The organism is Streptomyces sp. NPDC014734 (genome assembly GCF_043083325.1).
In the GTDB taxonomy this organism is placed as follows: domain Bacteria; phylum Actinomycetota; class Actinomycetes; order Streptomycetales; family Streptomycetaceae; genus Streptomyces.
Window position 1 is genome coordinate 68,883 of sequence record NZ_JBIBYN010000024.1, and the last position, 23,043, is coordinate 91,925.

25 protein-coding genes are annotated in these 23,043 nt (G+C 69.8%); 21 read left to right on the top strand and 4 right to left on the bottom strand.

The genetic code is table 11. The annotated features are described in order from the left end of the window. Positions 1-12 precede the first annotated feature (12 nt). Positions 13-672: a rhomboid family intramembrane serine protease gene (locus ACF1CT_RS30325; RefSeq protein ID WP_391787177.1), complete on the bottom strand. Its 660-nt coding sequence runs from the start codon at positions 670-672 to the stop codon at positions 13-15. Positions 673-823: 151 nt separating this feature from the next. Between ACF1CT_RS30325 and ACF1CT_RS30330 the strand changes: the two genes are divergently transcribed. Then, on the top strand, positions 824-1,498 hold the full coding sequence (locus ACF1CT_RS30330; protein ID WP_391787240.1) for a UbiX family flavin prenyltransferase: 675 nt from the start codon (positions 824-826) through the stop codon (positions 1,496-1,498). Between the two features lie 44 nt (positions 1,499-1,542). Here the strand turns inward: ACF1CT_RS30330 and ACF1CT_RS30335 are convergent, their stop codons facing one another. Further along, positions 1,543-1,677, bottom strand: coding sequence for a hypothetical protein (locus tag ACF1CT_RS30335; RefSeq protein WP_376238793.1), 135 nt, complete (start codon positions 1,675-1,677; stop codon positions 1,543-1,545). Between the two features lie 132 nt (positions 1,678-1,809). On the opposite strand from ACF1CT_RS30335, the gene ACF1CT_RS30340 reads away from it, so the two are divergent. The 7 genes from ACF1CT_RS30340 to ACF1CT_RS30370 all read left to right on the top strand — a co-directional run bounded on the left by ACF1CT_RS30340 (position 1,810) and on the right by ACF1CT_RS30370 (position 7,595). Beyond that, a complete protein-coding gene (locus ACF1CT_RS30340; RefSeq protein WP_391787178.1) occupies positions 1,810-2,265 on the top strand; it encodes an Lrp/AsnC family transcriptional regulator in 456 nt (151 codons plus the stop codon). A gap of 92 nt (positions 2,266-2,357) precedes the next feature. After that, entirely contained in the window at positions 2,358-3,521 is a 1,164-nt protein-coding gene (gene mqnE / locus ACF1CT_RS30345; protein WP_383775814.1) for an aminofutalosine synthase MqnE, read from the top strand. Between the two features lie 180 nt (positions 3,522-3,701). Continuing rightward, a complete protein-coding gene (locus ACF1CT_RS30350; protein WP_391787179.1) occupies positions 3,702-4,226 on the top strand; it encodes a GNAT family N-acetyltransferase in 525 nt (174 codons plus the stop codon). Between the two features lie 257 nt (positions 4,227-4,483). Then, positions 4,484-4,738 (top strand): DUF4229 domain-containing protein, encoded by a 255-nt coding sequence (locus ACF1CT_RS30355; protein ID WP_391787180.1) that lies wholly within the window; start codon positions 4,484-4,486, stop codon positions 4,736-4,738. A 234-nt stretch (positions 4,739-4,972) separates the two neighbouring features. Continuing rightward, positions 4,973-5,107, top strand: a complete 135-nt coding sequence (locus tag ACF1CT_RS30360) for a hypothetical protein (RefSeq protein WP_391787181.1) — start codon at positions 4,973-4,975, stop codon at positions 5,105-5,107. Positions 5,108-5,238: 131 nt separating this feature from the next. Continuing rightward, complete coding sequence (locus tag ACF1CT_RS30365; protein WP_391787182.1) at positions 5,239-6,594, top strand: dicarboxylate/amino acid:cation symporter; 1,356 nt, start codon at positions 5,239-5,241, stop codon at positions 6,592-6,594. Between the two features lie 362 nt (positions 6,595-6,956). Further along, positions 6,957-7,595, top strand: a complete 639-nt coding sequence (locus ACF1CT_RS30370; protein WP_391787241.1) for a TetR/AcrR family transcriptional regulator — start codon at positions 6,957-6,959, stop codon at positions 7,593-7,595. Between the two features lie 47 nt (positions 7,596-7,642). On the opposite strand, the gene ACF1CT_RS30375 is transcribed toward ACF1CT_RS30370, so the two are convergent. Further along, positions 7,643-8,578 (bottom strand): MaoC family dehydratase, encoded by a 936-nt coding sequence (locus tag ACF1CT_RS30375; protein WP_391787183.1) that lies wholly within the window; start codon positions 8,576-8,578, stop codon positions 7,643-7,645. A 65-nt stretch (positions 8,579-8,643) separates the two neighbouring features. Then, positions 8,644-9,990, bottom strand: a complete 1,347-nt coding sequence (locus ACF1CT_RS30380) for a 3-oxoacyl-ACP reductase (protein WP_391787184.1) — start codon at positions 9,988-9,990, stop codon at positions 8,644-8,646. Positions 9,991-10,061: 71 nt separating this feature from the next. Here ACF1CT_RS30380 and ACF1CT_RS30385 point away from each other — a divergent pair, with 71 nt between their 5' ends. From ACF1CT_RS30385 to ACF1CT_RS30445, 13 genes are all read left to right on the top strand, one after another. Further along, positions 10,062-11,330, top strand: coding sequence for an acetyl-CoA C-acetyltransferase (locus ACF1CT_RS30385; protein ID WP_391787185.1), 1,269 nt, complete (start codon positions 10,062-10,064; stop codon positions 11,328-11,330). Positions 11,331-11,583: 253 nt separating this feature from the next. After that, complete coding sequence (locus ACF1CT_RS30390) at positions 11,584-13,500, top strand: AMP-dependent synthetase/ligase (protein WP_391787186.1); 1,917 nt, start codon at positions 11,584-11,586, stop codon at positions 13,498-13,500. Positions 13,501-13,663: 163 nt separating this feature from the next. Further along, positions 13,664-14,008, top strand: a complete 345-nt coding sequence (locus tag ACF1CT_RS30395; protein WP_391787187.1) for a hypothetical protein — start codon at positions 13,664-13,666, stop codon at positions 14,006-14,008. A gap of 1,018 nt (positions 14,009-15,026) precedes the next feature. After that, positions 15,027-15,890: an oxaloacetate decarboxylase gene (locus tag ACF1CT_RS30400; RefSeq protein WP_391787188.1), complete on the top strand. Its 864-nt coding sequence runs from the start codon at positions 15,027-15,029 to the stop codon at positions 15,888-15,890. A 121-nt stretch (positions 15,891-16,011) separates the two neighbouring features. Beyond that, positions 16,012-16,530: a hypothetical protein gene (locus ACF1CT_RS30405; RefSeq protein ID WP_391787189.1), complete on the top strand. Its 519-nt coding sequence runs from the start codon at positions 16,012-16,014 to the stop codon at positions 16,528-16,530. A 307-nt stretch (positions 16,531-16,837) separates the two neighbouring features. Beyond that, positions 16,838-17,287 (top strand): hypothetical protein, encoded by a 450-nt coding sequence (locus ACF1CT_RS30410; RefSeq protein WP_391787190.1) that lies wholly within the window; start codon positions 16,838-16,840, stop codon positions 17,285-17,287. A 138-nt stretch (positions 17,288-17,425) separates the two neighbouring features. Further along, a complete protein-coding gene (locus ACF1CT_RS30415; protein WP_391787191.1) occupies positions 17,426-17,707 on the top strand; it encodes a hypothetical protein in 282 nt (93 codons plus the stop codon). A 93-nt stretch (positions 17,708-17,800) separates the two neighbouring features. Further along, the gene (locus ACF1CT_RS30420) at positions 17,801-18,145 is read left to right on the top strand and encodes a hypothetical protein (protein WP_391787192.1); all 345 of its coding nucleotides are present in this window, start codon (positions 17,801-17,803) and stop codon (positions 18,143-18,145) included. A 225-nt stretch (positions 18,146-18,370) separates the two neighbouring features. After that, a complete protein-coding gene (locus ACF1CT_RS30425) occupies positions 18,371-19,627 on the top strand; it encodes an SGNH/GDSL hydrolase family protein (RefSeq protein WP_391787193.1) in 1,257 nt (418 codons plus the stop codon). A gap of 179 nt (positions 19,628-19,806) precedes the next feature. Then, positions 19,807-20,133, top strand: coding sequence for a hypothetical protein (locus ACF1CT_RS30430; RefSeq protein WP_391787194.1), 327 nt, complete (start codon positions 19,807-19,809; stop codon positions 20,131-20,133). A 486-nt stretch (positions 20,134-20,619) separates the two neighbouring features. Next, complete coding sequence (locus ACF1CT_RS30435) at positions 20,620-21,141, top strand: hypothetical protein (protein ID WP_391787195.1); 522 nt, start codon at positions 20,620-20,622, stop codon at positions 21,139-21,141. Positions 21,142-21,272: 131 nt separating this feature from the next. After that, a complete protein-coding gene (locus ACF1CT_RS30440) occupies positions 21,273-22,217 on the top strand; it encodes an LLM class F420-dependent oxidoreductase (RefSeq protein ID WP_391787196.1) in 945 nt (314 codons plus the stop codon). 12 nt (positions 22,218-22,229) lie between these two features. Next, a complete protein-coding gene (locus ACF1CT_RS30445; protein WP_391787197.1) occupies positions 22,230-23,027 on the top strand; it encodes an SDR family NAD(P)-dependent oxidoreductase in 798 nt (265 codons plus the stop codon). Positions 23,028-23,043: the final 16 nt, after the last annotated feature.

Consider the following 23,043-nt stretch of genomic DNA (forward strand, 5'->3'; position numbering starts at 1 on the left):
TTCGACAGGCTCTCAGGACAGGAACGGGGTGTGCGACGCCGTGCCCCCGACGGCGCGGCCGGTGCGGCGACGGAAGACGAAGGCCGCGACCACCCCCGCGAGCAGTCCGAACAGGTGGCCCTGCCAGCTGACCGAGGTGTTGGCGGGGGATATGCCGAACAGGATCGACGAGCCCCATATCGCGCCGATCACCAGGCCGATGCCGATGTCGAGCGGTCTGCGGTCGACGAATCCGCGGACCAGCAGGTAGCCGAAGAGGCCGAAGACCAGTCCGGAGGCACCCGCGGTGTTGGAGTGGTCCGGGGAGACCAGCCAGACGCCCAGGCCGTCCACCACGATGATCAGCGCGGCGACTGCCAGGAAACGGCGTATGCCGCCCAGCGCGGCGAGGAAGCCGAAGACCAGCAGGGGCACGCTGTTGGACGCGACGTGGCCGAAGCCGAAGTGGATGAAGGACGCGGGCACGATGTCCAGCAGCTCATCGGCCCGGCGCGGCTCGATGCCGTAGGTGTCCAGCGCGTTGCCCGTCGCCGCGTCGACGATTTCGAGCACCCAGAGGAGCGCCACCCAGCCCAGCATCAGCTTGGCCGCGGCCCCGGCACGGCCCGCCGGACCCCATGCGGACGCCTTCGTACGGCCCGGCGTGGTCCCGCCGTTCGACCATGTGGTCATGGTGGTCCCCCGCGTTCCGTGTCGTCCGTCGTTCCCGGCCGTCCTCCGTCGGGACCGTCCGGCTCTCATCGGTCAGAACGTCCGGTGCCCCTTGCTCGGTTCCGGAGCCGTGCGGCCGGATAGGCTCGGGTGCGTGGAATCCGGGAACTCAGTGACTCAACAGCGGCGGCAACCTTGGATTGTCGGGGTTTCCGGCGCCTCGGGCACCCCATTCGCCGCCGCGGTGCTGCGCGGACTGCTGGCCGCGGGGGAGAGCGTGGACCTGGTGGTGAGCCGGGCGTCGCGGCTGACCCTGCTGGACGAGACCGGGATCGCGTTTCGCGACGGGCACTGGCAGGAGGACCTGCGGGCCTGGCTGGCGCGCGGGGCGGACGGGAAGCCCCACACCTTCGAGGCGGACCTGTCCGGCGTACGGTACTGGGCTGCCGGTGACCTCGGCGCGGGACCGTCCTCGGGCTCGTACCCGGCGAAGGGGATGCTGATCGTCCCGGCCTCGACGGCGTGCGTGGCCGGAGTGGCGCTCGGGCTCTCGAAGGATCTGCTCCAGCGGACCGCGAGCGTGACGCTCAAGGAGCGGCGGAAACTGGTCGTCGCGGTGCGGGAGACGCCGCTGAACGGACAGACGCTGAAACATCTGGTGAGCCTGGACGAGGCGGGCGCCGTGGTGCTGCCCGCCTCTCCGGGCTTCTACGCGGGGGCGACGCACATCCAGGATCTGGTGGACTTCGTCGCGGGACGGGTGCTCGACGCGGCGGGAGTGCCGCACGAGCTGTACCGCCGGTGGGAAGGCGAGCTCGGTGGCGGCTCTCGCGGTTCCTCGGACTGACGCGGTGGTGGCCGGCGCTTCCGCGCCGGCCGGCGTTTGCGCGGTCAGCGCTTCTTCGGGGCGCGCGCGGTGCGGGTCCGGTCGACCCGGCGAGCGGCGGCCGGCTGGTGGGCACGCGAGCGGTTGGCCAGGTCCTGCAGCTCGCGCATACGGGCGTAGGCCATCTCGATCGAGTACACGGTGTTCTCACTCCTGAAGATTCGAAAGCGTTTTTTGGATGTTCGAGAAGTTTTGCAGGCGATGAAGCCTGCATGCCTTAGATTCTACACGTAAACTCGCGATACTGCTGAACAATGGAAGGTTTCAGTCATATGGACGCGGTGGACAGGCAGCTCATCCAGGCCCTCAGGGAGAACGGCAGGGCCTCGTACGCCGAGCTGGGGCGGCTGGTGGGACTCTCCGGACCGAGCGTCACCGACCGCATCAACCGGCTGGAATCCGCCGGTGTCATCACCGGGTACCGCGCCACCGTCAACGCCGCGGCCCTGGGGCTCGGGGTCACGGCCCTGATCGGTATCTCGCTCTCCGACGCCGCCGACCACGAGGACGTGGCGCGTCGGCTGAAGGACCTCGCGGAGATCGAGGACGCCTGGTTCATCGCGGGCGACGACTCGTACATGCTCAAGGTGCGGGTCGGCGACGTGGACGGGCTGGAGCGGACCATCCGCCGGCTCAGCGGAACGAAGGGCGTCTCGCGCACCCGTACCACGATCGTGCTCTCCACCAAGTGGGAGAACCGGGTCGGGGAACTCCCCGAGGAGGTGTAGGCGTACCGTGGTGGAACCCCCGGCCGGCCGGGGGTTTCGCCCGGTAGGCGCCGGGGCGAGGCACAGTGCGTCAACACCTGGGAGGCAGCCGCATGGACGTCGGGCTCAAGCGCGAACTGGAGGAGAAGGTCCGCGCGGGGGAGCGACTGACCCGCGAGGACGGCATCGCCCTCTACGAGTCGGACGACCTGGCCTGGCTCGGCGGCCTCGCCCACGAGGTGCGCACCCGCAAGAACGGTGACGTGGTCCACTTCAACGTCAACCGGCACCTCAACATGACCAACGTGTGCACCGCCTCGTGCGCGTACTGCTCGTTCCAGCGCAAGCCGGGCGAGAAGGACGCGTACACGATGCGCATCGAGGAGGCCGTCCGCCTCGCGAAGGCGATGGAGGGCGAGAACCTCACCGAGCTGCACATCGTCAACGGACTGCACCCCACGCTGCCGTGGCGCTACTACCCGCGCTCGCTCAGCGCGCTGAAGGAAGCCCTGCCGCAGGTCTCCCTCAAGGCGTTCACCGCCACCGAGATCCACCACTTCGAGACCATCTCCGGCCTCTCCGCCTCCGAGATCCTCGACGAGCTGATCGAGGCCGGTCTCGAGTCGCTGACCGGGGGTGGCGCCGAGATCTTCGACTGGGAGGTCCGGCAGCACATCGTGGACCACGCCACCCACTGGGAGGACTGGTCGCGCATCCACCGCCTGGCGCACGAGAAGGGGCTCAAGACCCCGGCGACGATGCTCTACGGGCACATCGAGGAGCCCCGGCACCGCGTCGACCACGTGCTGCGGCTGCGCGAGCTCCAGGACGAGACCGGCGGCTTCCAGGTCTTCATCCCGCTGCGCTACCAGCACGACTTCGTGGACATGAAGGACGGCAAGATCCGCAACAAGCTCCAGGCGCGCACCACGATGGCGACCGGGGCCGAGGCGCTGAAGACCTTCGCGGTCTCGCGGCTGCTGTTCGACAACGTCCCGCACGTCAAGGTCTTCTGGGTGATGCACGGCGTGCAGACCGCCCAGCTCGCGCTCCAGCACGGCGCCGACGACATGGACGGCTCGGTCGTCGAGTACAAGATCACGCACGACGCGGACAACTACGGCACGCCGAACAAGCTCGGCCGCGAGGACCTGCTCGACCTGATCCGCGACGCGGGCTTCCGGCCCGTCGAGCGCAACACCCGGTACGAGATCATCCGCGAGTACCCCGGCCCGGACGCCGGGCGGCGCGAGTCGCCGCAGCCGATGCGCGTCTGAGCGCCGCGTCCGCCGCGCGGCCCCGTTCCGGCGCGAGCGCGCGGTTCCGGCCTCAGGAGCCCCGATCCCGTGTTCGCCCGGGTCGGGGCTCTTCCGCGTGCCGGAACGCGCTTGCGGCGGGGAGGCGGTAACGAGCCCACCCTCTGTCGCTCCCCAGCTTGTAATGGTTAACCTGCCATCATGGCGCTTACGTTTGAGCTGGACCCGATGTTCGACCGCACGCTGCGCGACGGCATCGCAGAACTCTGGACCGATGTCTCCAACGCGGACGGCGCGGTCGGCTTCGTCCCTCCGGTCACCGTCGACGACATCCGGCCGGAGCTCGTCAAACACCTCGTCGCCATGGCCGAGGGTCACACCCGGCTGCTGGTGGGCCGCGACGAGGACGGTGCCGTGGCCGCCACGGCCTTCCTCACCCTCAACGGGCACCGGTTGATGACGCACTGGCTCTGGCTCTACACGGTCATGGTCCACCCGCGCCACCAGGGCAAGGGGTACGGCCGCGAGCTGATGGCCGCCGCGGCGGAGGCCGCCCGGGGGATCGAGGGAATCGAGGCGATCCGGCTCACCTGTCGCGGCGGCACCGGCGCCGACCGGTTCTACGCGGCCTGCGGATACAAGGAGGTCGGGCGGGTGCCCGACGCGATCCGGGTCGCCGACGGGGACGACCGCGACGACATCATCATGCTGCTGCCGCTCGGCTGACGGCGCGCCGCGCCGCCGGGGTCCGGCGCTGGTGGCCGACTGACGGGCTCCGGCTGCCGGGGTCCGGCCGACGGCCCGCCTCCGCGGGCCGGACGCCGCTGCTGGGCGGGGTTCCCCCTCGTTCGACGCAGCCCTCCGAAGTGCTGGATTCCGGGGCATGCTTCACTGGTCGGGCAGGATCGCACGACTGTCATACGTCGAGAGAGGGGCCAACTGTGTCCGCTGCCAGGCCGAGCGCGACCATTCGGTACACCGCGATGCGCCTCAGCATCTTCGTCGGCTGCTTCGTCGTCGCAGCCGTGGCCGTCCACTTCGGCCTCGTTCCGTCCGGCGCGCGCGGTTCCAATGTCGTATGGGTGGTCCTCTTCGCCCTGGTCCTCTCCGCACCCCTCAGCTACGTGCTGCTGCGCAAGCAGCGCGACGAGATGTCCGAGCAGATCGTGACCAAGGTCGAGCGGGCCAAGGAGCGCCTGGAGGAGCACCGGACCCGCGAGGACCACGTCACCCTGTGAACCACCGGACCGGATGAGGGCCGCGTGAGCCCCCTGCGGGCCGTACGCTGCCGACGCCGGGCCGCGTAAGGTTCCTCACACCTCGGCACGTCTTCCCACGGAACCCCGGTGCCGGAGCAGCAGCTCCGGCACCGGGGTTCCGTCGTGTCCGTCGCACGTGTGCGCACGGGTCCGTCGCGCGTGCTCAAAGAAGTCCTTTGAGAACCTCAAAGTTCAAGTGTTAACGTATTCGCCATGAAGTCTGCAGTGCGCCCCCACCACGCCGCGAGCGTCCCGCTCGTGGAGCGCCTGCATGTCGATCTCTGCCGCTGCATGTCCGCGGTCTGTTGCCGCGACGCCATGCCCGCGGCCTGTTGCCGCGACGTCTGAACAACAGCGTTCTCACCGGCACCATGCGGCGGCGCCGCCCCCGACGCGGGCGCCGCACCCCCCGTCCCCGTACCACGTCCCCTCGCGCAGTGTCTCCGTGCGCCCCGATGCGTCACATCTGGAGTGTGTCCGTGTCCGCGAACCCCGCGTCCGCCGCCGCGACCGACAGCCCGTCCGGCTCCGGTTCCGGCTTCCGCATACCCAAGGTCCCGTTCTGGGCCCAGATAGTCGCCGGTCTCGTCCTCGGCGTCGTCCTCGGCTGGCTCGCCCGCAGCTACGACGTCAACTGGCTGTACACCACCCTCGACAAGATCGGCCACATCTTCATCCAGCTTCTGAAGCTGGCCGTCGCACCGCTCGTCTTCTTCGCGATCCTGGTGTCGATCACCAACCTGCGCAAGGTCAACAACGCCGCCCGGCTGGCCACCCGCACCCTGCTCTGGTTCATGATCACTTCGCTGATCGCGGTCGCCATCGGCCTGGTGATCGGTCTGGTCACCAACCCGGGCTCCGGAACCGGCCTCACGCCGAAGGACGGCAAGCTGCCGCAGCACGCCGGTTCCTGGCTCGACTTCCTCACCGGCATCGTCCCGAGCGACGTGATCTCCCCGTTCACCCAGCTGAACGTGCTCCAGATCGTCTTCATGGCCGCCGTCGCCGGCATCGCAGCCCTGAAGCTCGGTGAGAGGGCCCAGCCCATCCTCACCCTCAGCGAGTCCGTCCTGGAGCTCCTCCAGAAGGCCCTGTGGTGGGTCATCCGCCTCGCCCCGATCGGCACCATCGGCCTCATCGGCTACGCCATCGCCGACTACGGCTGGGACCTGATCGGCAAGTACGCGACGTTCACCGCCGACGTCTACATCGGCTGCGCCCTGGTGCTGTTCGGTGTGTACCCGCTGTTGCTCGCCACCGTCGCCAAGCTCAGCCCGGTGCAGTTCTTCAAGGGTGCCTGGCCGGCCATCCAGCTCGCCTTCGTCTCCCGCTCCTCGGTCGGCACGATGCCGGTCACCCAGAAGGTCACCGAGCGCCTCGGCGTCCCGAAGGAGTACGCCTCCTTCTCCGTCCCGTTCGGCGCGACCACCAAGATGGACGGCTGCGCGGCGATCTACCCGGCGCTCGCGGCGATCTTCATCGCGCAGATCTTCGACGTCCAGCTGAACGTCGGTGACTACGTCCTGATCGCGTTCGTCTCGGTCATCGGCTCGGCGGCGACCGCCGGTCTCACCGGTGCGACCGTGATGCTGACCCTGACGCTGTCGACGCTGGGCCTCCCGCTGGAGGGCGTCGGTCTGCTCATGGCCATCGACCCGATCCTGGACATGATGAGGACGGCCACGAACGTCGCCGGTCAGGCGCTCGTCCCGGTGATCGTCGCGGCCCGCGAGAAGATCCTCGACCACGAGGCGTACAACTCGGCCTCGTCCTCCCCGGTCGACGACGTCGACGTCCGCGACGCCGAGCCGCAGGGCGTGCCCGTCACGGCGTAGCCGCGGCAGGTGCCGTACGCCGGGGCGCCCCCGGACCTCCTCGGTCCGGGGGCGCCGCCGTGTCCTCCGGGGTGTTCCGCGGACGTGGGCGGCGGGTGGTCGGGGGCTGGGGGAGACGACCTCGGGGCCGGCGGCGGAAGGGCCGTCCAGGAGCGGCTGGGCCCGTCCCTTCAGATGCAGGTCGAGGAGGGCGGCGACGTAGTCTTGCCGGGGTACGGCGGCGTCGGCGGGAGGAAGTCCGAGTGAGCGCGTCGAAGGACATTCCGGCGGGCGCGGCGAAGGGCGTTCCGGCGGGTCCGGTGAAGGACGGTCCGGCGGGTCCGGTGAAGGACGGTCCGGCGGGTCCGGTGAAGGGCAGGCGCATGCCGCGCGCCGTGCGGGAGCGGCAGATGATGGACGCCGCGGTGCAGACTTTCGGGCAGCGCGGCTACCGGGCCGCGTCGATGGACGAGATCGCGGAGCTGGCCGGGGTCTCCAAGCCGCTGGTCTACCTGTATCTGCACTCCAAGGAGGAGTTGTTCACCGCGTGCATCAGGCGCGAGGCGAAGGCCCTGGTCGAGGCGGTGCGGGCGGGGGCCGAGCCGGGGCTGCCGGCCGATCGGCAACTGTGGGCCGGACTGCACGCGTTCTTCACGCACACGGCGGAGCACCCGGACGGCTGGGCCGTGCTGCACCGCCAGGCCCGGACGCACGGGGAGCCGTTCGCGGCCGAGGTCACGGCGATGCGGGACGAGATCGTCGCGTTCGTGACGGGCCTGATCGGCGCCGCGGCCCGGGAGGCCCATCGTGACCCGGCGCTCCCCGACCGGGATGTGGCCGGGCTGGCGCAGGCGCTCGTGGGGGCCGCGGAGTCGCTCGCCGGGTGGGCGAACGAGACTCCGGGAGTCTCGGCGAACGAGGCCGCGGCCACGCTGATGAACTTCTCCTGGGCGGGGCTGGAGAACCTCATGGAGGGTCGTCGGTGGCAGCTGCCCGACCCGGCCGCGGGCGGGGGGAGCTGACGGTGGTGGTCGGCGCGGTGGCCGGCCGGGGGCGTTGACGGCCGTGGTCAGCTCGGCGGCGGGCCGGGGGCGTTGACGACGGTGCCGGTGAGATGGACGCGACCGGCGACGCCGCGGAGCTGGAAGCCCGTGGGGTCCGCGGCGTGGGTGACGGTGGCGGGCAACGGCACGGGGGACTTGAAGTCGGCCCGTACCCACCGGATCGCGTCCGGCTCCGGTGCCTCGGCCAGGCAGCGGGCGACGGTCCACATGCCGTGTGCGATGGGCCGGGGGAATCCGAAGAGGCGGGCCGTGAACGGGTACAGGTGGATGGGGTTCCGGTCGCCCGACGCGGCCCCGTAACGGCGTCCCAGATCCGCGGGCAGCCGCCACTCGGCGACGGTGGGCAGTTCCTCCGGCGGCGTCGACGTGTACGGCGGCATCCATGTGTCCGGCGGCGCCGACGTGTCCGAAGGAGCGGGAGCGTCCGGGGGAGCGGGAGTGTCCGGGCCGGGCGAGGCGGGCGGGGCGGGGCGGGCGGGCGGCGTCCCGGTCGCGTGACGGGAGAGATAGCCGCTGCGTGATTCCCAGACCGGTTCGCCCGCGAGCCGCGCCTCGGTCACCATCGTGACCTCGGTGCCGCGCCGGTGCGGGGTCAGTTCGGCTGCGTACACGGTGAGTTCGAGGGGGTCGGTGGGCCGGGGCGTCCGGTGGCGGGTGATCTCGATCCAGGTGTGGACCAGTCCCAGGACCGGCAGCGGGAAGGACCGGGCGGTCATCAGCCGCATGGCGAGGGGGAAGCCCAGCACGTGCGGGTAGGTGAGCGGCAGGCTGTCCGGGTCGGTGAAGCCGCAGAGGTCGCGGTACGCGGCGAGCCGTCGCGGCGCTGCGGGGGCGGGCGGGAGGACGGCCCGGTCGGCGGGCAGCGTGGCGCCGGGGCGGCCCGCTCGTTTGAACGGGGAGGTGACGGCGCCGCGCAACAGGGAGAGGTTCGCGCCGGTCATCGCCCGGCCCTCCGGAGGAGAGCCGTTCGGGCCGTTCGTGGGAAGGCGTTCGGGGCGGTCATGGCTCAGGCCCCCAGCAGGCTCTGGCCGCAGACCCGTACGACCTGGCCGTTGACGGCCGTCGAGGCGGGCTGGGCGAACCAGGCGATGGTCTCGGCGACGTCGACCGGGAGCCCGCCCTGGGACAGGGAGTTCATCCGGCGGCCCGCCTCCCGGATGAAGAGGGGGACGGCGGCGGTCATCTTCGTCTCGATGAAACCGGGGGCGACCGCGTTGACGGTGACGCCGTGGTCGGCGGCGGCGCGCGGCGCCAGTGACCGGACCAGGCCGATGACGCCCGCCTTGCTGGCCGCGTAGTTGGTCTGGCCGTCGTTGCCCGCGATTCCGGCGATGGACGCGGTGGCGACGATCCGGCCGCCGCGGTTGACGGTGCCGGACTCCAGGAGCGCGTCCGTGGTGCGCAGGACGCTGTCGAGATTGACCTCGACAACTTGGGCCCAGCGTTCGGCCGGCATGTTGGCGAGCCGCCGGTCACGGGTGATGCCCGCGTTGTGGACGAGGACGTCCAGGCCGTCGGGTACGGCCTCCGTGATCCGTTCCGCCGCGTCGGGCGCGGTGATGTCCAGCGGAAGGGCGGTGGCGCCGAGTCCGTCCGCCGTGCGGTTCAGGTCGTCCTCGGCCTGCGGGACGTCCAGGCAGATCACCCGGGCTCCGTCCCGCGCCAGGACGGCGGCGACCGAGGCGCCGATGCCGCGGGCCGCCCCGGTGACGAGTGCGGTGCGTCCGGCGAGCGGGGCCGTCCAGTCGGCGACCGGGTCGGGGGCGGCGTCGGAGAGTTCGACGACCTGGCCGCTGACGTACGCGGACCGGGGGGACAGCAGGAAGCGCAACGTCGACTCCGCCGGGACGGCGGACCCCGGGACGATGCGCAGCAACTGCGCGGTGGCCCCCCGGCCGATCTCCTTGCCGAGGGAGCGCACGAACCCTTCGAGCGCCTGCTGGGCGGCGGCCTGGTGGTGGTCGTCGGCCGAGGGCGGCGTACCGAGGACGACGATCCGGCCGCAGGGCGCCAGGGAGCGCACGACGGGGTGCAGTAGAGCGTGCACGTCGCGGAGCCCGGCGGCGGTGGTGACGCCGCTCGCGTCCACGACGATCCCGGCCGGCCGGTCGGCGCGGCCGGTCGCCTCCGGGCCGGTTGCTTTCTTGGTTGTTTTCAGGCCGGTCGCCGCGAGGACCGGGCCCAGGGTGTCCCCGAGGGCCGACTCCCCGGCGGTGAGGTGCAGCAACGGGCCGTCGAGCGAGGGCGTCCCGGGCGTGAGGCGGCGCAGCCGGGCCGGTTGCGGCAGCCCGAGCCGCCGGGTCAGAAAACGGCCGGGTGCGGTGCCGGTGAGACGCAGATAGTGGTCGGCCATTGTCCAGACTCCCTGCTCGGTCGTAGATTTACTCCAGAGTAAGGTTACTCAAGAGTCAGGAGCTGGTCGAGATGATCCCCCTCGCACTCCCGCAGCCCCGCAGGGTCGCGGTCATCGGCGGCAGCCGCATCCCGTTCGCCCGCTCCGACGGCCCGTACGTCCGGGTTTCCAATCAGCGGATGCTCACCGCAGCGCTGGACGGCCTGGTCGAGCGGTTCGGGCTGCGCGGGCAGCGGGTCGGCGCGTTCGCCGCGGGTGCGGTCCTCAAGCACAGCCGTGACTTCAACCTGGCCCGGGAGACCGTGCTCGGCTCGGCGCTCGACCCGCGCACCCCCGCGTACGACATCCAGCAGGCGTGCGGCACCGGGCTCCAAGCCGTCCTCACCGCCGCCGACCGGATCATGCTCGGCGGAATCGACTCGGCGATCGCGGGCGGCACCGACACCACCAGCGACGCGCCGCTCGGCGTCAACGACGAATTGCGCACCCTGCTGCTCGCCGCCCGCCGCGCCCGTACGACGGGGGCCCGGATCAAGACGCTCGCCGGGGTGCGGCCCCGGCACCTCGTCCCGGACATGCCGCGCAACGCCGAACCCCGCACCGGCCTGTCGATGGGCGAGCACGCGGCGGTCACCGCCCGCCGCTGGGGCATCGGCCGCGAGGAGCAGGACCTCCTCGCCGCCACCAGCCACCGCCGCCTCGCCGCCGCGTACGAGCGCGGCTTCCTGGACGACCTCGTCGTCCCGTTCCAGGGCCTGAGCCGCGACCAGAACCTGCGGCCCGGCTCCACGGCGGAGAAACTCGCCACGCTGAAACCGGTGTTCGGCACCGGTCGTCCCGACGCGACGATGACCGCGGGCAACTCCACCCCGCTCACCGACGGCGCCGCGACCGTGCTGCTGGCGAGCGACGACTGGGCCCGCGCCCACGGCCTGGAACCGCTCGCCTACCTCTCGCTCCACGAGACGGCCGCCGTCGACCACGTGAACGGTGAGGACGGCCTGCTGATGGCCCCCGCGTACGCCGTGCCCCGCCTGCTGGAACGGGCCGGGCTCACGATGGACGACTTCGACCTCGTCGAGATCCACGAGGCGTTCGCCTCCCAGGTGCTGGCCACCCTCGCGGCCTGGGAGAAGCAGGGACTGGCGCCGGTGGACCGGGACCGGCTCAACGTCACGGGATCGTCACTCGCCACCGGACACCCGTTCGCCGCGACCGGTGCCAGGATCGTCGCCACTCTTGCCGAACTCCTCGCCGAGCGCGGCGCCCCGGGACGCGGACTGATCTCGATCTGCGCGGCGGGCGGCCAGGGCGTCACCGCCATCCTCGAACGCCCCTGATGCCCGGGACGCCCCTGACGCCCGGGATGCCCCCGACACCTCCGGCGCCCTTGATGTCCGGGACGCCCCTGACATCCGTGACATGCCCGACGGACCGGTCGCGCCTGACGGACCCGGCACGACCGCCCGATCCATGGTGGGACCGCCCGTTCCGCGGCACGACCGCCCGATCCGCGGTGGGACCGCCCGTTCCGCGGTGAGACCGCGCGAGCCCACGGCGCGTACCGCCCGACCCCATGTTGAGGAGCCGCACGTGTCCACGCCACCCGCCACCCCCTCTTCCTCTTCCTCCGCACCCGTTCTCGTCGAGCCGACCCTCACCCGGGACGCGGACGGCACCGTCCGGCAGGCGTCGGTACCGGCCTTCGCCCCGTCCGTCCGGCGCGGCTCGCTCGCCGACATCCCCTTCGACAACGCCCGCGAGGCGCCCGCCGACGCCGTCCTCAGCCGCAAGCAGCCGGACGGGCGGTGGCAGGACGTGACGGCGGCCGAGTTCACCGACGAGGTCCTCGCGGTCGCCAAGGGGCTCGTCGCCGAGGGCCTCGTCGCGGGCGACCGGATCGCGATCATGGCCCGCACCACCTACGAGTGGACGCTGCTCGACTTCGCGGCCTGGGCCGCCGGACTCGTCACCGTCCCCGTCTACCCGACCTCCTCCGCCCTCCAGACCCGCTGGATCCTCCAGGACTCCGGCGCCGCCGCCTGCGCCGTCGAGAGCGTGGAGCAGGGCCGACTGGTCAGTCAGGAGCGCAAGAACCTGGCCGGACTCGTCCACCTGTGGCAGTTCGACACCGGCGCGCTCGGCCGGCTGAAGACGCTGGGCCGGGACGTCCCCGACGAGCTGATCACCGCCCGTCGCGCCACGCTGGAACCGGAGTCCCCCGCGACCCTCGTCTACACCTCCGGCACCACAGGCCGTCCCAAGGGCTGCGTCCTGACCCACGGAAACTTCTTCGCCGAGGTCGACAACGCGATCGAACTCCTCCACCCGGTCTTCACATCCGTCAGCGCGTACCCGGCGTCCACCCTCCTCTTCCTGCCGCTCTCCCACGTCTTCGGACGCATGGTCGCGATCGGCTGTCTGCGCGCCCGGGTCCGCCTCGGGCACGCCCCGTCCCTCAGGACCGACGACCTGCTCGCCGACCTTGCCGGTTTCCGGCCGTCGTTCCTGCTGGCCATCCCCTACGTGCTGGAGAAGGTCCACAACACCGGCCGGGCCACGGCCGAGAAGATGGGCCGCGTCTCCTCCTTCGACCGTGCGGCCCGCATCGCCCAGCGGTACGGGCAGGCCGTCGAGGCCGCCGAGCACGGCACCGGCCCCGGACCCGGGCCCCTCCTGAAGACGGCCCGCGCCCTCTACGACCCCCTGGTCTACCGCCGGATCCGGGCCGCCCTCGGCGGACACGTCCGGTACGTGATCTGTGGCGGATCCCCGCTCGGTCGCCGCCTCGCCTCGTTCTACGCGGGCGCCGGCATCGAGATCTTCGAGGGCTACGGGCTCACCGAGACCACCGCCGCCGCCACCGTCACCCCACCGCTCAAACCCCGCCTCGGCACCGTCGGATGGCCGCTGCCCGGCACCACCGTACGGATCGCGGACGACGGCGAAGTGCTGCTCGGCGGCGGCCAGGTCTTCCAGGGCTACTGGGACGGCGAGCGCGGCGAGCCGGTACCCGTGGACGGGGGCGGCTGGTTCGCCACCGGTGACCTCGGCTCCCTGGACGCGGACGGCTACCTCACCATCACCGGCCGCAAGAAGGACATCATCATCACCTCCGGCGGCAAGAACGTCACCCCGGCCCCCCTGGAGGACTGGCTGCGCGCCCACCCGTTGATCAGCCAGTGCATGGTGGTCGGCGACAACCGGCCGTTCATCACCGCCCTGATCACCCTGGAACCGGACGGGCTCGCCCACTGGCGGCAGATGACGAAGAGGCAGAACGTGCCGATCCGCGAGCTGGTGAACGACGACGAACTGCGCACGATTCTGCGCCGCGCGGTCGACGAGGCCAACCAACTCGTCTCGCGGGCCGAGTCCATTCGCGAATTCACCGTGCTGCCGGTGGACTTCACGGAGGAGGGCGGCCACCTGACGCCCTCGCTCAAACTGAAGCGGGACGCCATCGCCCGGGACTTCGCGGCGGAGATCGAGGCGTTGTACCGGAAGTGAGCGGGTTCGGCGCGGCGGAGACCGAGGTGTTGTACCGGAAGCGATCGGGTTCGGCGCGGCGTGGATGTCCGGGTTCCGCCGCTCCGCATCCTTCGTGTCCCGAGGCGAAGAATCGGACGTTCTTCCGGGAACCTCCGGTGGGCGGACGGCGTCTCCAGTGATCATGAGGGAACGTGTGGAGGCACTGGGCAGCAGTGGGACGGCCCTGGTCGGGGGGTTCCTGGGGTTGCTGGGATGGGCCGCGGACGCCGAACTCCGGGCGCGCGCCGGATCCCGGCCGGGGGCGGACTGGAGCGTGTTGTACGCGGAGCTCCCGCTCACCGTTCTCGCCGGCGCGGTGGTCGCGCTGCTGGCGTGGTGGCTGCCCCGGCGGTGGGGCGTGCGGCCGTCCGCGACCGGGTATGCGGGCCGCGCCGTGCTCGTCGTCGTGGCGCTGGCCGGTTTCTGGCTGGCCGTCGAGGGGTGGTACGACGGGCTGCCCGAGCCGTTGCCGGACCGCAAGCCCTGATACGGCAGGGCCCCGTGCTCCCGGCCGCGGCGGTCACGGAGCCGGACGCGAGGTACGGGATCCCCCGCGCCGGGGCTGCTTGCCGGGGCCGCTCGCCGGGGACGGGCCGGACCTCCGGACCGGCGGGATCGTCGGCCGGACCGGGATCTCTTGGGGACCGGTAGACCTGGACATTGCCCACTGTTCGATGGCGGAGGTGCCGTCGAACGGCGTCCCGGCCGGGACGTCACGAAGCCGGCGCGTACCTCGCCGGGGGCGGACGGACGCCCGGATCCGGGAGCGCCCACCGCAGCCGACGGCCGCCGGACGGGCACGCCCACGAGCCCGGGCCGGAGAGGCCGACGGGGCAGTGGAGAGGGCCGGGGCGAACCGGTCCGGTGCCCCAAGTGCTCGCGGCACGAATGGAAAGCCGTCCGGAACGCCTTCCCGGCCGCCGCGGACGATCGGTGTCCGCCGGTGGGCGTTCGGCACCCGCGGGGGCGCCGCCCCGATCGCCCCTGCCCGCCGCCCGCCACCCGCCGCCCGTCGGCCGGCGAGCCCGTGGGCCGGCGTTTCGGATGATCCGACAGACCACGTTCCGATTCCCGTGACGTGGTCAACCGTGCTCCTCGCGTACCCGCGATGTGTCGTACACGAGGCAAAACGCGGCGTGTCCGTGGGTAAAGGGACGGTCATGTCTGTATAGGTATACGCGTCTTCGCGAAGAGGGCAGATCTCGCGTCCCGTGCGGCCCGAGTGCCGCCGTCTCCCCCGCCGGGGAGGGACGGGCGTCGCGTTCCCGCACCCAACCGCGTCAGCGGACTCGCTGACCCCCGACAACCGTGAGCCACCGGTTCGTCCCCGCGTTCCGGTGGCTCCGGCCCCTGTCATGGAAGTTCGCCTCGCCCGGGACGAGATCTCCCCAGACCTGTCTCACCTGTCTCATCCAACGGAATCACCGAGCCCCGGGCCGCGACGGCGCGTCGACGACGCGCCGGGCATCGGTTCGCGGTGCAACGACAACTGGCAAGGAGCCACCGTGCGTTACGGAAGTGTGCTGAGGGAAGAAGTCCGGACTGCCGGGACGACGCCGCTCATCGGTATCTACGACATGTACTCGGCGTCCGTCGTGGCCCGGCACTACAACGGGTTCTTCGTCTCCGGCTTCGGCTTCGCCGCCTCCCACTACGGGCTGCCCGACATCGGTTTCATCGCCTGGCCGGACATGGTGGCGTTCGTGGAGCGGCTGCGTCTCGCCTTTCCCTCGCACCACCTGCTCGTCGACATCGACGACGGTTACGTGGACCCCGAGGTGGCCTGCCACGTGGTGCAGCGACTGGAGCGGATCGGCGCCTCCGGCGTCATCCTGGAGGACCAGAGGCGCCCCCGCAGGTGTGGTCACGCGGACGGCAAGCAGGTGCTGCCGCTCGACGAGTACCTGGAGAAGCTCAACCTCGTACTGGAGAGCCGGCAGGACCTGGTGGTCGTCGCCCGCACGGATGCCACGGAGGAGGACGAGATCCTGCGCCGCGCCGAGGCGTTGGCCGGGACGGACGCCGATGTCATCCTGGTCGACGGGGTGCGCAGCGTCGAGTGGATCAGGCGCGTCCGCAAGGTGATCGGCGACAAACCGCTGCTGTTCAACCAGATCGCGGGCGGCAAGTCGCCCCGGCTCTCGCTCTCCGAACTTACCGAGCTGGAGTGCCAGGTGGCCATCTACAGCACCCCCTGCCTCTTCGCCGCCCATGCCGCCGTCGACTCCGCGATGACGGAGCTCAAGCAGACCGACGGACGGCTCCCCGAGTTCCACCCCACCGAGGGGATCGGGGTGCGGCGCTCGACGGAACTGCTGGAGCGGAACATCAGCAGGCACCACGGCGGCCGCGCGCCCATGCCGGTCTGAGGACGCCGCTTCCGCTCGTCGGGTACGCCGGGGCCGAGGCGCGCGGTCCGGCGATTCGTGCCGTGCCGCGGGCGCCCCGGCGTACCCGAACCATCACCGAAGACGTATGAGGAGACGGACTGTGGGATTCACCCCGAGAAGAGTTCGGACGACGACCGGCGCGGCCCTGGCGGTCGTCCTCGGAGCGCTCTGCCAGGGCCAGTTGGCGGCCGGTGCCGCCCGGGCCGACGCCCCGGACGGCGGTATGGAGACGCATCATGGCCCTTCACTGATCACCATTGACAACTCCAACGCCGATTCCTGGCTCGAAGTGGACCGGACGGCCAACGTGCTGGCGCCCCTGAGCAAGGGCACGGCGGGCAGTGACCACGACGGCGGTGGGGGCGCGATCGACCAGAACGTGTCGTCCTCGCAGGGCGTGGGCGTCCAGGCGGCGCCGGACGAGAACGAGAACGAGGACGAGGAAGAGGAGGAGGACGGGGGAGCGGGGGCGGCTCCCGCCCCGGAGAGCGCCGCCACCGGAGGCGACGACGACGAGGGCGACGCGGACACGGAACGCGGGGCGGGTCCCGAACGCGGAGCCCGGTCCGCCGGGGGCGGTTCGCCGTCACCGGGCTTCTCCGCCCCGTCCGAGCCCTGACGGCACATCCCGGAGCCATACGGCACGGAATCGCATGTTTCGAAATCGCAGCGTCGCCACCGGCCGACGTGCCGTTCTCGCGTCGATGGGGTCCAGCACCAGTTCGGTTCCAGTGGTCGCACGTGCACCGCCGATCTGCGGCGGACGGATTGGCGGATCAGCGAACAGCGGCGCCGTCTGCGGCATCGCAAGCCTTCCGGCAGCGCCGGTGACGAGCGTCGGCAGCCTGCGGCGGGGGAGACCGGCTCCTTCCGACGCCCGTGCGTGATGGTGCCGTTCCGCCTGCCCTCGCGCCGGGATCAGGGGCGTGAAGCGCAACATAGTGGTGTTTCTTGGCATTTTGATGGTCATTGTGCTTCGTGCACCACATGTGCGCCCTGTCTTGAGTGACGGCACGCCTTTAGCTTTGGGCAAGCGGAGGAATGTAATCCGCCAGACTCAAGGAGAAGTCATGGGCCGTCGTATTCCTGCTGTTCTCGGTGTTCTCACCAGCAGCGTCCTGCTGGCACTGCTGCCCGCATCCGCCAACGCCGCCACCGGAATGTTCGAATACACCACGCCTGACGGTGTGCAGGAGATCCTCATCAACCCGAACGACGACACCTGCTACAACGCTGACATCAATGGTCCGACGGCGAACAAGACCAACCGAGACGCCATCATCTTCAAGGGTCGCAACTGCACGGGGACTTCCATCACCCTACAGCCCAAGGGGGCGGGGAACGTTGAGGGTGCAAGCGTGAAGTTCGTGCGCTGATTCACGAAACCCGGATGCCTCCCCTGCGGTCATGACGATGCATACGGCCGCAGGGGAGGCGTACTCGGCGTCATCACCAAGCAGAGAGGAACAGGGATGCGACGAAGTCACACACTCGCTGTACTGGCGACTGTTTCCGTGATTTTTCTCGTTCAGTCGACGACTATCTCTCAGGCTGCTACCGGGGAGTTCGTCTACCACGAAACCAAGGGTGGCACGGCCAAGAGCCTCTACAACCCCGAAGACGGTCCGTGTTACACCGTGAAGATCGCCGCAGAGACGCTGACGGAGAACCTCACCAACCGCGATGCCTTGTTGTACGTGGAGCCGGATTGTCAAGGGCATCCCTACAGCAGGCTCACCCCCAAGCAGAAGCACACATTCGACCAGGCGTTTGTCGGCGTGCGATTTGAACGCTGAAGGAACGGCGACTGCTGTCAGGGGTGGCGCGGTCGCCGAACCGGTGCAGAACGGGAAAGTGCATCTACATACCAGGAGGATCGCGCCATGCTCATGCGGAATCTGCTCGGGTTCACGGTCGCGTCGGCGGTGTCCCTTGTCTCACACACAGGTATCGCCACGGCGGGCGCTCTTGAGCACTGCGCACCGCCAAGTGCCGGCATCTTCGCCTACTGCAAGCCGCCGGACGGTCCCGTTCACATCATCGACCATCCCAAGGAAGGTACTTGCCATCAGATCGATCCGGGGTTCGTCGGGTGGGTATTCAACGAAACCGACTTCGACGCCGTTCTCTACCCTGCGACGAACTGCAAGGGAAACGCACGCCACACCATTTACTCGCACGGTGACTCCCGGCCGTGGGAGATCACTTTCCGCAGCGTGAAGTTCGTGAGCTGAAAAATGGGAGCCGACGGGCAGACGCAGTCGTCGGAATCAGGTCGCACCCCATACGGGAAAAATCCTGACCGAACGGCCTGAAGGATTTCTGGGCACTCCCGAAAAAAGGGGCTGCCGAAGGAACCCGCCAGGGGCGTAGTCAAAGGCTTTCCTGTCAGGTTGACGGGAAAGCCTGACAGAAACCGTCTTCCTGTCGATCGGCTGATCAACCGCAGGTGAAGTGTTATGGGCGACCATTGCCCACGTCTCCCCGGAGAGAACAAGGAAAGGAAAGAAATGTTGCCCAAGGGTAGGTTGATTGCCGGGGGCGGTACCGCACTGGCCCTGACTCTGGCACTTTCGGCGCCAACTGCGGCAGCACCCGAGAACAGAGCAGGTGTCTACGATCGAATCGTTTTGATGGGGGATTCTTTCATCTCGGGTGAAGGCGGGGCCTGGGAGGGAAACGCGAAGAACTTGGGTGCCCTCAAGCAGTATGTCCCTGACCCCCAAGATGTAGAGAAGACGGCGCGCAACCAGTTGGAAACGTACGGCCGTTCTCTCTACACCACGGACAAAAAAGATCCGGGATGCCATCGGTCCGATGCGTCGGGAGGATTCGGGCTCTATGACGAGGATGTGGAGAACTTCGCATGTTCGGGTGCGGAGAGCAAAGACATCCTGACGGACTCGTGGAAGGGGGAGCAGCCTCAGATCGAACAGCTGAAAGCTTTCCTGGACAAGGATGTGAATTATAAGGTCACCACTCTGGTGATCTCCATCGGTGGAAACGATCTCAAGCTCGGTGATGTGGTGAAGGACTGCGTCAGCGACTTCGTCCTCAGGTCCTTCCCCTGTTCAATTTCGCACACATCCGATATCGACACGCGCATGGAAGCGCTGCCGACTTCGATCGGAAACGTTGTCGATGAGGTGGGGAAAGTTTTCACCGAAAAAGGGAAGGCGATTCCGCAAATCGTCCTGCGTTCCTATCCGAACCCCTTCAGCGGTTCGAAGGAGCGTCGCGAGGGCGACTCCTTCGACTCGGGTATGCGTGAGGGGATTCCCTTCTACAACATGGATCTCGACTGGCTCCGAGACGTCAACGATGACCTGAACGCTGTCATCAAGAGTGTGGCGACCACAAAGAAGGTGGGGTTCCTGGGGCTCACCGATCTCTTCGACGGGCACGAAGTGGGCTCGAATCAGGCCGAACAGGTCAGTGGTGGCAAAAAACCGGCAGAAAAGGATGCCGAATGGGCTCGCAGTATCAATGCGGTAAGAGGGGCGTACGCCGATAAATTTGGGAGGCTGTCCGACCGCAACGCGGTTCAGGAGTACGCGCATCCCAACTACTACGGGCAGTTGGCGATGAACGCGTGCCTGTTCAGTTACATGCGCTTCGTGAAGGCCGGGACGGGTACTCCGAATGCCCGGATGAACTGTGAAGCCGCGGCCGGGCAATCGCCGGAGAATGGTCCGGTGACCGTCCCGGCGAGTTAGCCGGAAATGTCGGCGGTAGCGTGAAGGGGAAGTTTGTTCCTGCTCACTCCTGCTGCTCTTCAGTACACGCGCACCGCTCCGGACGCGAACGTTCGGGACGAGGATGGAGTCGCGCTATTCCATCCGGCAGCGCAGACCGTCGCAGTAATTCGCGCTCCAGTCCACGAAAGTTGGGAGAAATGAAAATTCGCACACTTTCCGTGCTGACGACAGCTGTCGCGGTCGTGATGGCGACATTCGCCCCTTCAGCGGTTTCGCAGGCTGCCGCGGGGCGGCTCGTACTCAACGGAGTTGATTTCCGCGAGCCCAAGGGATGCAACAACGACCCTCATCCTTACGTTGGCGAGCTGAAAATCCAGAACGAGACGGACGTGGTGGTGTTCGTCTTCGAGAAATCGGACTGCGCGGATGAACCCATGGAGATGGTTCCGCCCGGAGACACCGTCACCGTGGACGCCCGAAGTGTGTACGTGCCCGAGGAGGAAGCCCTGATCGTGCCGTCCTGACCCTCCGTACCTCGGCCCCTCGCCAGGGGCGAATGGATCGGCATGAGGGCTTCCGCGCCGTGGACCGCGAGTTCGGACGGCTCGGCGAGCGTCTCGGCGTACACGGCCGGCTCGCTCGCTCGGTTGTGGGAGCGGTGAGGTGGTCCGGGGCGAGTCCCACGTCGATGCTGTCGAGGTGGGGGAACGCTGCGGGCAGGCCGAGGTGTTCGGAGCCACCGACGGCCAGCGCCGTACGGGTGATGCCCGCGTAGCGGAACGACAGCAGGCGGGCGCCGGTGTGTTCGTCGGTGAGGCGGGGCGGGGCCGCCGGTGTGTGGGCGCCGGTAGGCGAAGGTGTCCTCGACGGCGACGCCGACGCCGACGCGCGGGGCGGGGTGCTGGAGGGCGTCGGCGTCGGTGCTCGGACGGAATGATGGGGCGGTGCGACGGCCGCGGTGCGACGGGCGTGGGCCGCGCGGAGGGCACGGGCGACGAGGAGGGCGCGGGATGGGCGAGTGGTCGGCGGAGGCGGGGCGGGCCGGGGGCAGGTTCGTCCTGCACCGGTTCAACGGGGACGAGGTGTACCGCCTGAGGTCCGCCGTGATGTGGGTCTGCGCGGGCGCGGAGCGCGAGGCGCCGGTCACGCTCTGGTTCGAGGCGGAGGCCGATCCGGACGGTGCCCTGCGGTGCGAGGACACGGCGGACCTGAGGATGGCGCCGAACGCGGAGGTCGGTGTCGAGCTGCCCGGAGTCGACGTGGACGCGTTGGTGGGACGGGAGTTCGTGGTGCCGGGGGTGGCGGACGGCGAGGACTCCTGCATGTCGCTGCTCTACTACTGCGAGCACCAGCACCTGCGCGACAACCGGATCACCGTGGTCTCCCGCGACGGCGGCGGGGACGGCGGTGGTGAACGGTTCCGGCTGCGGTGGTCGGCGGTGACGGAGGACGTGAACCACTACGACGGGAGCAAGGCCCCGACCCGGGTCGAGATCGAGGGCGATTTCCTGTTCCGCGGGCCGGGCGCCTGACCCGGCCCGCATTCGGCGGCCGATGACCCCCGCACCTCTTGTCTGATGTGCCGTCAGGCATCACGATGGCCCCGCACTCGTTATATGACGGTGCGTCAGATTCCTTCGGTGTTACGGAAGGAGGCCGCTCGATGCCGATCTCGACCACCGGGCCGCTGTCGTACGGAATGCAGCTCCCGATCCAGTCGCAGAGCCCGGTCTTCGCGGAGGGGTGGGAGGCCGCTGCCGGTCCCGCCGATCTCGCTGAGATCGCCCGTACCGCCGACCGGGCCGGATTCGCCTACCTGGCGAGCTGTGACCACGTGGCGATCCCGCGCCGGCTCGCCGACGCCATGGGCACCGTCTGGTACGACCCGGTCGCCACCCTGTCCTTCCTCGCCGGGATCACCGAGCGGGTGCTGCTGATGAGCCATGTCGCCATCGTCGGGCTGCGACATCCGCTGGCCACGGCCAAGCAGTACGCCACCCTCGACCGCCTCTGTGGCGGCCGGTTGGTCCTCGGGGTCGGGGCGGGGCACGTGGCCGAGGAGTTCGAGGCGCTCGGTGCGGACTTCGACGGGCGGGGCGGGCTCCTCGACGAGACCGTCGACGCGCTGCGGGCGGCACTCGGCCCGGAGGAGTTCCCGGAGTTCGCCGGGAAGCGGTTCTCGTTCTCCGGGCTGGGGCAACTGCCGCGCCCGGCCCAGGACCGGGTGCCGGTCTGGGTGGGCGGCTCCTCGCCCGCCGCCGTGCGCCGGGCCGCGGTGCGGGGCGACGGCTGGCTGCCGCAGGGCGACCCGCGCGAGAGACTGCCCGCCCAGATCGCCCGGCTGAAGCGGCTGCGCGAGGCGGCCGGGATCGGGACCCCGATCGTCGTGGGCGCGATCACGGAGCCGCTGTACGTGGGCGATCCGCGGTGGCACGTCGGGCGTCGGACCCTCAGCGGGAGGCCGGAGGCCGTCGCGGAGTCGCTGCGGGCGTACCGGGACATGGGCGTCCACCAGATCCAGGTGCGGTTCCGCAGCCGGAGCCGCGGCGAACTCACCGACCAGATGGCGGCGTTCGCCGCCGAGGTCGCACCCCATCTCGGCAACTAGGAGGGACTCGGCATGGGCAAGCTGGACGGGCGGACCGTACTGATCAGCGGCGCGGCTCGGGGACAGGGCGAGCAGGAGGCGCGGCTCTTCGTGGCTCAGGGGGCACGGGTGGTGATCGGCGACGTCCTCGACGAGCAGGGCGAGGCGCTGGCCGGGGAGCTGCGTGAGAAGCACGGCGAGGACGCCGCACGCTTCGTCCACCTGGACGTGGGCGTGGAGGACGAGTGGCGGGCCGCCGTCGCGGTGGCGAAGGACGCCTTCGGGCGGATCGACGGGCTCGTCAACAACGCGGGCATCCTGCGCTTCAACGAACTGGTCTCCACGCCGCTGGAGGAGTTCCAGCAGGTGGTGCAGGTCAACCAGGTGGGGGCGTTCCTCGGGATCAAGCACGTGGCGCCCGAGATCGAGGCCGCGGGCGGCGGCACCGTCGTCAACACGGCCTCGTACACGGGGCTCACCGGCATGGCGTTCGTGGGCGCGTACGCCGCCACCAAGCACGCGGTGGTCGGGCTCACCAGGGTGGCGGCGGTGGAGCTGGCCGCCAGGAAGATACGGGTCAACGCCCTCTGTCCCGGGGCCGTGGACACCGCGATGACCAATCCGGCGGCCCTCGACCCGGCCGCGGACCCGGAGGAGACCGCGGCGGCGGTGGACGAGCTGTACCGCAAGCTGGTCCCGATGGGGCGGATCGGCAGGCCGGAGGAGGTGGCGGCGCTGGCGCTCTTCCTGACCTCGGACGACTCCTCGTACATCACCGGACAGCCGTTCGTCATCGACGGCGGATGGCTGGCGGGCGTCAGCCTCTTCTGAACCACGCCATACCTGA